Annotated in this window: 10 protein-coding genes; 2 read left to right on the top strand and 8 right to left on the bottom strand. The window is 60.9% G+C overall.

Features of this window, described 5'->3' with window-relative positions:
• Positions 1-168: 168 nt before the first annotated feature.
• The 3 genes from ACLB1G_RS27130 to ACLB1G_RS27120 form a co-directional block, all read right to left on the bottom strand.
• Complete coding sequence (locus tag ACLB1G_RS27130; protein ID WP_491630393.1) at positions 169-528, bottom strand: hypothetical protein; 360 nt, start codon at positions 526-528, stop codon at positions 169-171.
• A 10-nt stretch (positions 529-538) separates the two neighbouring features.
• The gene (locus ACLB1G_RS27125) at positions 539-1,027 is read right to left on the bottom strand and encodes a hypothetical protein (protein WP_491630392.1); all 489 of its coding nucleotides are present in this window, start codon (positions 1,025-1,027) and stop codon (positions 539-541) included.
• Positions 1,028-1,095: 68 nt separating this feature from the next.
• Positions 1,096-1,989: a LysR family transcriptional regulator gene (locus ACLB1G_RS27120; protein WP_491630391.1), complete on the bottom strand. Its 894-nt coding sequence runs from the start codon at positions 1,987-1,989 to the stop codon at positions 1,096-1,098.
• A 102-nt stretch (positions 1,990-2,091) separates the two neighbouring features.
• On the opposite strand from ACLB1G_RS27120, the gene ACLB1G_RS27115 reads away from it, so the two are divergent.
• Positions 2,092-2,955 (top strand): SDR family oxidoreductase, encoded by an 864-nt coding sequence (locus ACLB1G_RS27115; RefSeq protein ID WP_491630390.1) that lies wholly within the window; start codon positions 2,092-2,094, stop codon positions 2,953-2,955.
• Between the two features lie 137 nt (positions 2,956-3,092).
• On the opposite strand, the gene ACLB1G_RS27110 is transcribed toward ACLB1G_RS27115, so the two are convergent.
• Genes ACLB1G_RS27110 through ACLB1G_RS27095 form a run of 4 tightly spaced genes read right to left on the bottom strand, consistent with a single transcriptional unit; the run spans position 3,093 to position 7,144 of the window.
• Positions 3,093-4,184 carry a porin gene (locus ACLB1G_RS27110; protein ID WP_491630389.1) on the bottom strand — a complete coding sequence of 364 codons (1,092 nt, stop codon included), beginning with the start codon at positions 4,182-4,184 and terminating at the stop codon, positions 3,093-3,095.
• Positions 4,185-4,210: 26 nt separating this feature from the next.
• A complete protein-coding gene (locus tag ACLB1G_RS27105) occupies positions 4,211-5,296 on the bottom strand; it encodes a 2,3-butanediol dehydrogenase (RefSeq protein ID WP_491630388.1) in 1,086 nt (361 codons plus the stop codon).
• A 1-nt stretch (position 5,297) separates the two neighbouring features.
• Complete coding sequence (locus tag ACLB1G_RS27100) at positions 5,298-6,593, bottom strand: MFS transporter (RefSeq protein WP_491630387.1); 1,296 nt, start codon at positions 6,591-6,593, stop codon at positions 5,298-5,300.
• Positions 6,594-6,610: 17 nt separating this feature from the next.
• Positions 6,611-7,144 (bottom strand): 2,4'-dihydroxyacetophenone dioxygenase family protein, encoded by a 534-nt coding sequence (locus tag ACLB1G_RS27095; RefSeq protein ID WP_491630386.1) that lies wholly within the window; start codon positions 7,142-7,144, stop codon positions 6,611-6,613.
• A gap of 175 nt (positions 7,145-7,319) precedes the next feature.
• Here ACLB1G_RS27095 and ACLB1G_RS27090 point away from each other — a divergent pair, with 175 nt between their 5' ends.
• Positions 7,320-8,291 carry a helix-turn-helix domain-containing protein gene (locus ACLB1G_RS27090; RefSeq protein ID WP_491630385.1) on the top strand — a complete coding sequence of 324 codons (972 nt, stop codon included), beginning with the start codon at positions 7,320-7,322 and terminating at the stop codon, positions 8,289-8,291.
• Between the two features lie 468 nt (positions 8,292-8,759).
• Here the strand turns inward: ACLB1G_RS27090 and ACLB1G_RS27085 are convergent, their stop codons facing one another.
• A complete protein-coding gene (locus tag ACLB1G_RS27085) occupies positions 8,760-14,075 on the bottom strand; it encodes an NACHT domain-containing protein (RefSeq protein ID WP_491630384.1) in 5,316 nt (1,771 codons plus the stop codon).
• Positions 14,076-14,359: the final 284 nt, after the last annotated feature.

Raw genomic sequence — 14,359 nt, 5'->3', positions numbered from 1 at the left:
GCGCACGAATGGAAAAGATGCCGATTATTCACAAGTCTTGTTCCCTGGCCTGCCGCGCATCCGCGCCTTCATCGATTTTGCCGTGGAGAGGCTGGCGCCCATTCTGGCGCTGAAGGGGGATGCGCGGTCAGGCGATGGCAAGCAGGTATTCTTCGATGGCTCGGATTGTCAGCACGCTTCGGCGCGGGGCTGACGGTCCAATAGCGAAAGGGAGGTGCGGTCGTCCGGCGCAAGGAGAGGTGCGATCTCGCTATCGCAAAACACCATGGCACCATTACCTGCGATGATAACCAAGTGCACATCGGATGCCGCGCCGGCCCAGTTTTCCCACATGGACTTTGCTTGTACCGGGTCCGACGCGTATTGAACTTCAATCGCAGCCACATCGTCTCCATTCTGGACATGGAAAGCGGGATGGTTTTCAGAGGATAGCCGTGCTTGGGCAAAGTTCACTTTTCTCCTCTGCAGCATCTGTCCGACGAGATACTCGGCGAATCGGACCGGAACAGCAGGATTATGGGAGTTCATAGCGGTCTCCTTAGATAAATTCAGCAAGCGCAGGCGTCTGCTGGACCGCCCACAAGCGGGTCACTTCCTTGTGAATGCCGAGTTTTACGGCGTCCGACGCCAGATCAAACCTTGGCGCAACACGTGCTATGCCCTTGGTACGCGTCGAGTCTACACCTTTGATGAAGAATTTCTCGAATCGTGGCACCGAAAGATCAATCACGCAAAGAAAAAAAGGAATTTTTGTAGCCTGAGCCCTTTTGACATCGCGCGCACTGAAGTCGATGAGGTATGGTGCTCCGCGATTGGGCCGAAAAGTCGTCTTAACTTGCAGGAAAAAGAACGGTCCGCTTCGGTCACAATACATATCGAGCAAATACACGATGTAATCGAATGTAGGGGCCGTGCCTCCCATCAAATAGGCGTCGAAAAGAAATAACCCGCCTGCTACAGGGCGCATCAGCTCGGCTCCGCACAAGTATTCGCCTGTGGTGCCAATCAGGTTTTTCAGATTGTTCATCCTCTTTCTCCATAACGACGGCTGGAAGCTGAGGATACTTCTGACACCTTATCAAGTTCTGCTCAACGTCAAGGTAGCCGTTCACCGTTGGAGACAAACCATCCACTGGGATACTGGCTGCAGATAAAGTCCACGAAGGCCCTGACCTTCGGGCTTTGCAGGCGGCGCGAGGTGTGCAGCACCCACAGCTCGGTGTCGCGCCCGGACACGCCCCAGGACCGCAGTTCGCCCCGCTCCAGCAGGCCGGCGATGAGCGACTGCGGCAGCATGGCCGCGCCCGCGCCGGCCAGCACCGCGTCGCGTATGGTCAGCAGGGATGACAGGCGCAGCACCGGCTGCGGCGCATAGCGGATCTTTCCGTCGCCGACCTGCCAGGTATCGCCGTCGCGGTGATGCGGCGTGACCACGGCGGGGATGTCCGCAGCCTGGCCGGAGCGCGGCTTCGGTATGCGGACGCCGGGCGCGGACGCCAGGACCAGCCTGTCCCTCGCAAAACACCTGCCGACCAGGGCGCTGTCCGGGTCCGGGTTGATGCGGATGGCCACGTCGAAATGCTCATCGACCAGGTTGCTCAGGCGGTCTTCGGACACCGCCTCGATGTGCACCTCGGGGTAGCGGGCGTGGAAGTCGGCCGCCAGCCGGCCCAGGGCCACCTGCGAGAACAGCAGCGGCGCCGCGATGCGCAGCCGTCCCCTGGGCGCGGACAGGCCGTCGCGCGCGGCAGCGATGGCCTCGCCTATCTCGCGCAGCGGCCCGGCGGTGCGCGCCAGCAGTAGGCTGCCGGCCTCGGTCAGCTCCAGTTGGCGGGCGCCGCGTTCGATCAGGCGCAACTGCAATGCTTGTTCCAGCTCGGCCACCCGGCGCGACAGTGTGGCCTTGGCCTTGCCGGTGGCGCGGCTGGCCTTGCCGAATCCGCCATGGTTGGCGACGAGTTGGAAATCCTCCAGGGCGTTCAAGTCCATGATGTCTCGATTTTGGAACACAAGGTCTACATTTTACGGTCTATGCCGCGTAAATGAAACGCCTTACAGTGGCCACACCAACCAACCACACAGGAGTACATCATGACCATCCTCGTTACCGGAGCCACTGGCCGCGTCGGCCGCCATCTTGTCCAGCAGCTGGTCCAGCGCGGCGCCAGCGTGCGCGTGCTGACCCGCGATCCCGCCAAGGCCCATTTCGGCCCCGGGGTCGAGGTCGCTCAGGGCGATCTGCTCGATCTCGACGCCTTGCGCGCTGCCTTCGCCGGCATGCGCACGCTGTTCCTGCTCAACGCCGTCACCGGCGATGAATTCACCCAGGCCCTCATCACCCTGAACATCGCCCGCGAGGCCGGCATGGAGCGGGTGGTCTACCTGTCCGTGTTCGACGCCGACCGGGCTGTCAACGTGCCGCACTTCGCCGTCAAGTACGGCGCCGAGCGCATGCTGCACGAGATGGGATTCAGCGCCACCATCCTGCGCCCCACCTACTTCATCGACAACGAAGCCATGGTCAAGGACGTGGTCATCAACCACAGCGTCTATCCCATGCCGATAGGCCCCAAGGGCGTGGCCATGGTGGATGCGCGCGACATCGCCGAAGTGGCGGCCATCGAGCTGATACGCCGCGACCAGGCGCCCGGCAAGCTGCCGATTGCCACCATCAACGTGGTCGGCCCCGATACGCTGACCGGCGAGGGCGCGGCCGCCATCTGGAGCGAGGTGCTGGGCCGCCCGGTGGCCTACGGCGGCGACGACCCGGGCGCCTTCGAAGCCAGCATGGCCACCTTCATGCCGAAGTGGACGGCCTACGAAATGCGCTTGATGGCGCAGCGTTATGTCAGCGACGGCATGATCCCGCAGGCAGGCGACCGCGAACGGCTGACCGCCATGCTGGGACGCCCGCTGCAAAGTTACCGCGACTTTGTCTCCGCGCTTGTGGGCTGATACCGCCGCCTGCGATGATGGCGGCTCGGCCGATGGAAGCCGGCCCAGGGCCTATGCCTGCGCCGCCTGAGCCGATTCCACCGTCCGGCAGTCCGGCCAGTTCCTGGACGAGCATGCCGAGGTCACGGTCGTCCAGATCAGAACCGCGTACTGAGGCCGAGCCGGGCGATAGACTGAAGCATGTTACTTGACCCGCTGTCTGTACCCATGACTCCGTTGATCCGTGCAGTGCTGCCGTGGCTGGCGCGCTGGTGCACGCCCGCCACGTAAAGCATGGTACGTGGCGACAACGAGTAGTGTACGGTCGCCGAGACTTGATGGGCGTGCGCGTTATCCAGTATTTCGTTGCCTTTCATGTAGAGGTAAGCGGCGCCCGCGCTCCACGCGCCCGGCAGATGCCACAGCGCGCCGGACTCGACCGACCAGATTCCCGCTCCATTCTGTGCATTGTGCACGCTGGTGAACAGCGCTTTCGCAGTCGTTGTCCCGACCGTGTAGTGCAAGCCCGCTCCGTAATTACGTACGCTCGTTGCCTGGATACTGCTTGCTGAAGCGTACTTCTGATTGGTGTAGGCCACGCCGCCGCCAAAGGCGCCGCCGTCGTAGCTCCCGCCGACGCTGATGGTGTTGTTTGCGCCGGCTGACGCGGTAGCGCTGTTGAAACCGTACAGTACCCCTGCCGTAAAACCCGCCATCGATGCGGAGGTGTATTTCATCGAATTCGGCACACGGTTACTGCCTGCGACGCGATCCCAATCGAACGCCCCAGTCACATTGTCCGGGAGATTGAGCTTGTCGAACGGGCCATTGCGATGGGCATACAAGCCGACGAGGTCTGGCGCGATCTCGTTCCCGCTGCCGGCCAGCGCATCCACCATGAATTCATACTGGTTGCCAAGCGTCAGTTTGCCGTAGCGCTGGTTTTCCAGACCCACATATGCGGTGCGCGCGAACAGCCCTCCGCCGATGATGGACCCGCTACCAAGCGAATACTGGTTGACGAGCTGGAAAATCGCGCGGGTACCGGCGCCGAGGTCCTCCTTGCCTTCGAACCCGACCAGGTTGGGAACATAGATGTTGTCTTCGTATTTGGTTTGGCCGTGGCCGCCTTCGTTGCTGACGTAACTGATGCCGCTGTCCAGCAGTCCCCATAGGCTCACGGTGGATTGTGCCAGCGCCGTCGACGGAAGAATGCAGGCGGCGAGCAGCGCGATAGTCTTGTTTTTCATGTGTAATGTCTCCTCCAAATGCGCCTCTAGTTGGGCACGTAAAGATTGGGTCGGTGTATCGGTGAGATGAGGATCTTGATCTGTGCCCGGTCCGCAATGAGCGCGCCGAAGCCATCGGTGATTGCATCCTCGAGCGACACGATGCGTGTGACGATCGCCGTCAGATCGAGAGCGCCGGAGGCAACCATCCGCAACAGATCCTCGTAGGCGTGCCGGTAGCCTACGCTCGCCAGCAAGGTCAGCTCGTCGTTGACCGCACGCAAGGCATCAAAGCTGACGCGCGGCATCAAGCCGACCATGACAAAGCGGCCGCCCTTGCGCAACGCCCGCATCGCCGACTCGAAGGTCGACTGCAGTCCGGCCGCCTCAAAACTGACGTCCACGCCGGCACCGCCGGTTGCCGCCAGAATTGCCTGTTGCAATGCCGTCCCGTCCAGCACGGTCGCGTCGAATACATGGGTTGCTCCCAGGCGCCTGGCTGCACCCAGCCGCTCGGGCGACACATCGACGGCGATGATCGTGGTGGCGCCCTGTAATTTTGCGAGCATGGTGGATAACAGTCCGATAGGCCCGAGCCCGAATACCGCGCAGGTTTCTCCCAGCTGCAGCGCCCCGCGCCGCAACGCGTGCAGCGCGACGGCCGCCGGTTCCATGACAGCGGCCTGCTCCAGGCTCACGCCGTCGGGCAGCCTGTACAGCATGTAGGCCGGTATGACGGCGAAATCGGCCATGCCACCATCGCCCATCAAGCCGGCGAATCCCATGGACACGCATAAATTGTAGGAACCGGAACGACAGTATCTGCACTGGCTGCACCGATATTCCGGTTCGACAGCGACCCGGTCGCCCACGCGTAATGCCGTGACCCCGCCGCCGACTTCGACGATGGTTCCGCAGAACTCATGTCCCAGTGTAAGCGGCGCCGTGCGGCCCGATAAGGGATGCGGGCTGTCGACTGGAATCGCGTGCGGGCCGTCAGCATATTCGTGCAGGTCGCTGCCGCAGATCCCGCAATAGGCAATTTCGATTTTTACGGTGCCCGGACCGACAGGCGGCGTATCGATTTCCACCAGGCGAACGTCTCGGGGGCCATGCCATTGAAGTGCGCGCACGTTATCGGCCTCCCACGCTGTGCTGGTCGAACTGGCGCAGGCCATGCGCCGGTGTGCGTCGGCGCAGCACGGCCGGTGCTGTTTCGACCAGACCTAACGACAGGACCGCCGCCAGGATGGCGCCTGCCGCCGACATCCACATCGCCAGCGATAGGCCATAGCGATCCGCCGCGAAACCGGCGATGGTGGGCGCGACGAAGCCGCCGATCAGTTCACCGGCTCCCATGATCAAGCCCAGCGCGCTCGCAATGGCGCGGGACGGAACGCTTTCGGCCGGAATGGTCGCCATGAACAGGGTAAAGCAGCCAAGGCCGGTGTATGTCGCAAACACCAGCGCACCCAGCACCCAGACGGATGCGCCGTAGATCAGCGCGACGGGACAGGCGGCGGCAATGAATGCGAACACGATCATCGTTGCCTTGCGCCCGATACGGTCGGAAATCGCCGGCACCGCGAAGCCCCAGAACACCCATGCGGCGCCCAGGCATGCCATGACGATGCTCATGTCGGCCGTGGACAGGCCGCGGCTGACAAGGAAGGTGGGCGCAAACGAGATGATGACAACGAACCAGGTAAGGAAGAAGCAACTGATCAGCATGCAAAGCACGACGTTGCGTTCTTTTAGCAAGGCCCAGCGGCTGATGGCGGGACCGTGTGCCGTGTGCGTGCCGGCGCCGGCGTTCGCATTGTTTACCCCCTCAGGAGGTGTTTCCCGTACCCAGCGCCAGATGCATAGTGCGATCAGGAAGCCAGGGATGCACGATACGTAAAACGCATTACGCCAGCCGTAGGACGTGGCGATCGCCGTCACCACCGGTGGTCCGATAACGGCGCCAAGCAGGCCGGCGGCGGAGCCCTGCAGCAAGCCCATATTGAGCCCACGGCGGCCTGGCGTCGAGCTCTCCACCATGAGCGACTGTGACAGCGGCAGGACAGGTCCCTCCGCAATGCCCATCAATGCGCGGAACGCAAGCAGGCTCGCGAATCCGCCGACCAGACCCGACAGTGCCGAGCATACGGAAAAGCCGAGGACCGCTGCGATCAGCAGAGGCTTGCGCTTGCCGCGCGCGTCCGACCAGGCCCCGCTGGCCGTACCCGACAACGCCCACATCAGCGCAAGTGCGGACGACACCATGCCGAGTTGTGCATTCGATAAATGCAGTTCGGCGGACATCATTGGAAAAAGAAATGATAGTGCGAGACGGTCGAAAAACACGAACCCAAAGGTCATGAACAGGATCAGCAGCAGCTTGTTCTCGTAGGTCCAGGCGAACGTCGATGACGAACGAAGTGTCATGGCATGCCTCGTCTGGTCTAGCGGAACAGTTTGTCGATCATGTCGGCGCCGAGCCCGACCTTTTCGTAATGCGCCTTGCACATTGCGATATACGAATGCACGTCAAAGTAGCCGTCGGGATTGCCCTCCTCGTCGAGCCAGATCAGGGGACCGGTCACGATGAAAAATGCGCGCATCGGCTCCGGATGATCGAACGCGACGAGGGTATGGCCTTCGCCTGGTGTTTCGTAGACGAAGTCGCCTCGCGTTGCCGTCCAGTCGTGCTCGAGATAGCCCCATTTACCAGACAGCGTATACGCGAACACTTCGTGGGGGTGATAGTGCCGGTTGACGAGTCCAGCCTTCTTGGCCATCAGGATGTCGCACCATTTGTTTTGCGATGGCGAGATCCACAGAGGCCGGGACGAGACGGTTTCGGTGAACGGCACATAGTAGCGTTCGTCTTCCGTCGCGGCGTTGGCGATGTAAGCCTCGGGCAGTGCATCGGGCTTGAACGGATTGACAATCGGCGAGATATCTTGCCAAAATTCAGAAAGGGCTTTGTCGACCACGGTATGTCTCCTTTTGAGTTAGTGTCGTGGGCTGAACTCTAGCTTGACCGTTTCAGCGGCTTTTGACTGTGCTGGCCGAATTACTTGATCAGGCCGGCCATGACGACATGTCCGTACACAGACAAACGATTCGTCAGCCGTGCCATGCGCACGCAAGGCGACAGCAGGAGACAAAGTGAGCACTTCGACGGTTCTTTCGCGCACCCGGGGCTCTACGGCCGACGTTCCACCCCAAGACCGCATAGCGTATTGGGAAGATCTCATCGGGACGACGCTCGTCGGCCTGCGCTGTTCGTCGCTTTCGCCCGGTGGGCTGGAGGTGGAAGCGACCTCGATCGCAGTGCCCGGTCTCGTGGTTGCCGACATTCGCGGCTGCGATCATCTGGTCGAGCGCGGCCCCATGCAGGTACAGCGGCTGCCCAAGGAATCGCTGTTTGCCAGCCAGGTGGTGAGCGGGCGGGCGTATTTCATCCAGCGCGACCAGTGCGTGCTGGCGCAAGCGGGCGATTGGATTGTTTACGACACACGCATCCCTTATGTGTTCGGATTCCTGACCTCGACCAGGCAGCTGCTTGTCGATATTCCGTTCACGACCCTCGATCGTCAGCTCGATGCGGAACTGACGGCACTGCCTCTCAAGATCTCGCCACGGCCGGGTGCTGGCGGCATGCTCGGGGAGACGCTATGCAAAAGCGTCGAGCGGTTCATGCGGGATCCGGCTGACCACGATACGATGGGCTTCTCGGAATACGCTCGGATGCTGGTCGCCGAGTTGGTCATGGGAGAAGTACATGGCGCCAATGCATCGCGTGCCACCTTGTCTTACCTGCTCACCGCCAAGCGGTACATTGCCACCCGTCTTGGCGACCCCGAACTGGCGCCACAGTCGGTTGCCGACGCCGTCGGGCTGTCTCAACGTCACCTGAGCCGTCTGTTTGCCATGGAAGGCGTATCGATCACGCAATACATTTGGTCGGAACGGCTGACGCATGCGTACCGTGAGTTGACCGATCCCCGGCTGTTCAAGACCAGCGTTGGCGAAATCGCGTTCCGATGGGGTTTTTCGAGCCAGGCCCACTTTAGCCGTGCGATCCGCGAACGTTACGGCATGTCGCCTCTCATGTTGCGTGACGCGCGGCGTAGCTGACGTCGATAGGTCAAGATCGGCTTCACCAGCCATTGGCCACATCAGTGCAGCACGGCTGCGAATCAGTCAATGCTTCCTTGGTGTGGGCGGTAAAGAGTAGCGTTCCCTTTGCGAGGGCTAAAGTGTCTAACCGCCTGAAAACTAGGGAAATTTTCTGGTCAAGGAACGCTTTTATCATTTCCAAGTCCCCCAGCAAACGCACAAAACGGCCGACGGGAAATACAAGCGTTCCCGAAACCTGCCGTGGAGACCAGAATGGCATCTTCTGCGTTAGTGCATTGGAGGTGGACAGACGTCCCGCGTAGTGCCTTCTGCCTTCTGCCTCCTGCGCTAAGGCACCAAGTTCCACGATTTCAGCTAAGAAGTTCAATGTTGAGTTTAGTGACTGAACATTCCGCCATGCGTCTATGCACGTCAGACTTCGGGGTTATAGCGCATTACCCTCGCTCTGTCTGAGCAGTGACGCCTTCAGCCCGTGACGCGAACGGAGCGGAAGACTTCGCTAAGTTGTACAGCGGCTGCCCGCCTGTCGCCCATGTCTACGAGCCTGTCGAGTGCTCCCAGCAGCTTCTGCGCCATCGCCAAGGGCATGGGTTGCTGGCGCTCGCTGAAGCGCTGAATCAACCCCGATAGTCGCCCCGGCAACTGCGTGTTGCGCCATCCCAGAGGGATTCCCTCTCCGACCAGGAGGTGCTCAAGATTGTCGACGAAGTGCTGAACTGGGTAGTGCTCGAAGCTGCTTTCGCAAAGGTTCATCCAGGCGCGTGCAACGAAGGTGACAGAACCGTGGGCGCGCAATATCGGCTCGAAGATTGGGACCACAGCTCCAACTTCGGCCCAGTTTCGGTTCGCAAAGCGAACAGCCCCACCTGCGTACCCGAGCTCAGCGAAGAAGAGATGCTTTACTAGTTCGACGAAGTCCTGCTCTGAGTGCCCGCCGTGACCGGCGTGGCGCCAGTCGCGATAGGCCAGAACACGCTGCGTGACGACGGATAGCAACTCCAATGCAGTTTGTGGAATCTCTGAGCTGTCCGCCACGTGGGCAATCAGATGACTAGTGAACCACTCACCGAAGCTCGCGAAGGCCTCGTCATTGGTGGTCATGGCAGGTTGCAGGAACCGCCGTGTACCTTCCTCTACGGGAAGTTTCAGCGCGACCCGGGCCAGGAATCGGTAGAGATGCCTACGCCACTCGAAGTAGTTTGGGCCGTGGGTGTCATCAAGGTCTCGCCTGCTTCTCGCCCAGGCAGGCGCGATTCGCTCGATGGTCCACTTGGCTAGGCCCTCGCACCAGTCAAGGAACAGCGTCGCGTGCTCTTGGTCCGCTAATGCGGCTCCCAAGGGGATGACCTGCAGAACCTTCTCGAGGAGCGAGGTGTCGACGTGCACTGGGTTGACCCGCCACTCGGCATTGATAGTGCGGCCACGTCGCCGGCTAGCTTGACCAGGTTCGCCCTCAGTAATCGGCACCCACGGCTCAGGCCAAGTGAGCAGGGGAGCGACCACAGGTACTCCATCCTGGAGACGTTGGAGTTCCTCGGTGACGACCCTCTGAATTCGTGCGAAGTGTCGTGCCTCCGCGTCTCCTTCGGGACCATACTGCACCTCGAAGAGCGCTAGCGCCGTAGCCAGCCGCATCGCTGACCACGCGATGTCTGGATACTTGGACCAAGCACCCAGCAAGGCACCTAATGCCGCGACTGCGATTTCCTCGTAAGGGTGAGCGCACAGCTCCGTGAGGAAAGACTGCAGTGGCTCGACGTCCTCGTCGTCTTCAGCAACCGCGAACAATGCTCCCAGCCCCTTGGCGGCGTAGAGCACAGGATGGTACATGAACTTCGCAGTGCGAATGAAAAACGGTTGTGGCACCTCCGGCGTCTGCGCAGCACGAGCGCACACTTCGCTCGCCCATTGCAGGTGCGCTTCAGCCTTCTCCAGCAAGAGGACTGCAGCTACACCAGCAATGGCCGATTGCCGTTGGTGCGCCAGCTCAGTATGTTCATATCCGGTGGCGAAGAGGCCTTCGAAGTCAAGCTCCTTTGCTGCTGTTGTAGCAGCTTCAAGCGTTAGTGAATCCTTCAGCTTGCCGTCATCGAAGTAGGAATAGACCCAGTTCAGAAGTGTGAGATAGCGTCCCATCTCGCTGTGCCGGGCTTGCATCGCCTGGACGTCCGCGCCTGTTGCCTTCGGATTCTCGTGGGAGATGACCACCTTAGATTCGTCCGAGCTGAGTTCCGCGCGATAGTTCTCTGGCTTGCCAAACTCCGACCATATCTCCGCTGTTCTTGCGAGCTCCGAACAGACTTCAACGTTTTTCCGTTGCTCAGCGTAGTCAAAGGGCAGGTCCCCCGAGAAGCCTTGGATGGCCACAGCCGCTTGCGCACCTAGCTCTCCCCCCCTGAGTACCATGAGGGTGCCGAGCGAGCGGATGTCTGCACGGCGCACCGGTCGTTCGTTGCCCTCCTTTACGGCCAAGCCGTGAGGTCTGTCCTGCGGCTTTATAAACCCGATAAGGTTCGCTGTCTGTGCCATGTCTTGCACGTGACGCCGAATGTCCCAGTGCCAAAGACGCTGATTCGTCGCGATAGGCAGAGTTGTTGCGGACGTGTGTTGCGCCTGCAGGGCGATGGTAGCGGCAACAGCAAGGGCACCCACGGACTGGTTGCCTTCCAAGACCGCCTTGAGGACGTCGTCAACTGGAATGCCTTTCTCAAGCTCACCGAACGCCCAGGCCTCAAGAGCCATCCAGCCTGAGTTGACGGTCGACGGCCCAAAGCTTCCACGTGCACCCAAGTAGAGACGGCTATCGCCCCAGAATACTTGCGTGCCCCACGGGAACTGCATGACGAGCGGGATAGGCGTTCCTTTTCTCTCGTAGGAGAGCCGATGCAGCTGCCGCCATGACCGAATGGAGTGATTAGCGACCTCCCGAACCAAGCGCCTCCCCTGGTCCGGTGCTTGCTGCAGCAGTGAGTGGAACGGCTCCCTTGTCGGAGCCGCAGGAAAGAAGGAGAAGTGGTCGTCGATAGAGAGATGCTCCCATTCATAGTGACCGAAGCTGTGAGACACCAAGTAGTCCCGGCCTCGCATGTCCTTCGTCACAACCACGGGGAGGTTCTTGCGCACGGCGGACAGGGTGAAATCGACCAACTCCGCAGGACAAGCACGCGAGAGCAATGGGGCATGTGTAAACACGGACTGCACGGCCTGATGTGGCATCCGTTCCAGGCGGCGTAAATCGCGGAGGTACTGAGCGACCAATGAGCTTTGGGTGAGCGAAGAGTTCAGCACCAACATGCGCAGCGCGGACTCGAGCTCGTCCAAACCGTCCCGCGAATCATCAATCTCGCTCCAGACCCCGCGGTCCGTCAAGAACTCCCTTCGATAGCGTTTATGCTGGATGTGGTACAGCCAGGCGAGGCAGGTCTGAACGATGCGCTCGGACACTCGGTTTCGGTAATGGGAGAACATGTTCTGCCAGACCTCGAACGCCGAGACGACGTCTGGAATTACACTGGTTGGGATGTCTGAAGCGTGGTCCAGAAGCCAGTCGCAGAAGCGAGCCCAGGCTGCGACGTCCGAAGGATACCCCCACATGTCCGCGTACAGCATGCGCTGGGCAAGGTCGAGGTCAGGAGCGTCTGAGCGCTCGAGAATGGCTGTATTCGGCTTCGTCTTTTCAGCTTGGTACCAAACTACGACCTTGCGGACCCGCGAGTGGGCAGTGTCGAGCATCGCTCGGTCGAAGGCAGTAGAGTTCTGCGCGAACGTCTCCAAGGAAAACGGCCCGGCCATCCACGCGCGCAGCCACTGGGAGCGAAGTCTCTGATTTCCCTCCAAGGCGGCCAAGTGGTTGGCCCAGTTCTCGCCGCGGGCAAGCTCCGTCTGGGAGAGCAGTTCGACTACCCGACCAAGCGCCGGCGGCTCTCCAACTTCGCGAATGACGTCCGGCCAGGCGTCGTCCGCCCGGACCAAGTGCTGAAGGAACGCCCATTCAAAGAAGATGTCGTGGGAGAACTGCACGCTGTGTCCGCGCCTAACGGGTCGAACGATGCCGTCCGCCTCGAGTTCGGCGAGTGCCTGAGCGTCGACATCGGCAATGGGGATACGTCTGCCAAGTTGATGTGCGCCTGTCTTGGCCAGCTCCACCAGGGCATTTCGCCGGTAGCCCACCCGCATGGGGTCAGCGCCGTAGCCGCCGCGCTCCCACCACAGAGCCGCAAGGTCGACCTCAGAGGTAGCCTGCGCGCTCGACGAGTCAACCTCCTTGGCGAGCACAGCCGCGAAAAAGGGGCGACGAACGACCGCGCGAACAGAATCACTGCCGAAAAGCAGTGGTCGAAGGGCTGGCTTTGCTTGCGCGAGTGCCTCAGCTTCCTCGTCGTCGAAAGAGTCGATGTTCAGCGTCCGCACTCCTTTTGAGAACAGACGCGCAGGAAGCCAAGTGCGAAGCGGCTCCATTCCCGTATCACGCACGGTGGCTACCACGCACCATCCTGACAGCAACGGCGAGGAGTGGATGGTGTTCAGCAGGTCAAGGAGGATGCCACGGTGTTCGACCTCGACACGGTCAATACCGTCGACAAACAGCATGCTGCAGCCGGACACGGAAAGCTCCACCAGAAGCTCCTCCAAGTTGCTGAGCGTAATGCCCGCGGCGGCGGCGTACTGCGCCCACGTGCTCCCCCACAGACGGTCGGACTTTAGGAAGAGGACCGTTCCAGAGGCGGCAAGTTGTTCGACCGCCGAGCGGAGAACGACCGACTTGCCCGCACCGGGCATGCCGCCAATCTGCACAAAGCCGGGCAACTTTGCAGCTTCGACCACCGCTTGAACGCTGGTGTCGCGCGGCACGCTCAAGCCAGAGATGCAGTTCGTGATTTCGGCAGCGGCAAGTCGGCTCTCCTGCTGTATGGCTTGTAGTGCTGCTTGCGCACTCGGCGCTTCGGCAAGCCGGAGAGCCCCGCTCAGACGAGCGACGAGCGTCTTGCGGTCATACCCTGCTGCGCGCCCTTGCGAAACCCGCACCAACGCCAGCAACCGGCGCCACAGGTCGTCAGCGCGAGGACGGTCCACCGGAGCCAGGGCGTTAGCAAGGCCCGCAACTGTCTGCGCCTCGGTCGGTGAGCCTTCGGTCAGCAAGTCCAGGCGTATGAGGACGAAGTGACTCAGTAGTTTGTGGGTGGCTACATCAAGCTCGCCGGGCACCACCTTGGACGAGAGGATGTCGCGAACCGTCTCGAACTGCGAGAGCTTGTCTCCCGCGGCACCATCGGTCTGCAGCTTGCGGACGAACTGTTCCGAGGCGCTTTCTGCTCGCGCCCACTCACATAGCGTCTCGAAGCTTCTCTTGGCTGCGTCCGAGATTTCGCCGACGATGGCGCCCACCCTGTCCAACGAGGCCTGAAATCCGGCGCCCGAGAGTGTTTCATAAGCGCGTTCAATCGTCTCTCGGAAGTCAGTGTTCGTGCTCGCCGCGCTGATTACCAGCTTACGCTTGACCTGGGCGCTGAACGCTATCGAGACCTCGTCGGCACCTTCTGCCCGAACGATGAGGTCATCGAGCGGGTGTCCGAACGAACCTTGCTGCACGGAGACATGTCGGACTACGCGGCCCGGCAGGCCTGGCGCTGTCGTCTCGCAGAGCAGCGCTGCTGTGTATACCGAAGAAACAGCATCCTCGAAGCTGAAGCCTTGGCCGCCCGTTAGTTCGGGTGAAGTGCCGCTTGGTGCTGATTGCGTGCCCAGCGTCTGCTGGTCGTCATTGATTTGGTCTGTCGTCATGGCTAGCTATACAGTCAAACTTTATATTATTCGTGTCGCACTTATGCGAAAGGATGTGGGCTGCTGAGCTCGCGAAGCGCTTGGCAGCTTAAGGAACGACGCAGACACCCCGCCTGGGAGGATACACTGCGAACCCGTGACAACGGTGTGTATGGTTCGAGACTGTAGACTATGCGAACCTCAAGCGCTTCGTAAATATGCTGGCTCAAGAGGCGCATTTCATTCGCATTAAGCATTTCGCGCCCTTCGGCGAGCTCGAAGACTTTTCGCGTCGAGAGAACCGG

This window comes from Duganella kummerowiae (assembly GCF_053572355.1).
Note: the sequence above shows the minus strand (reverse complement) of the source record. Positions and strands in the feature narration are given on the sequence as shown.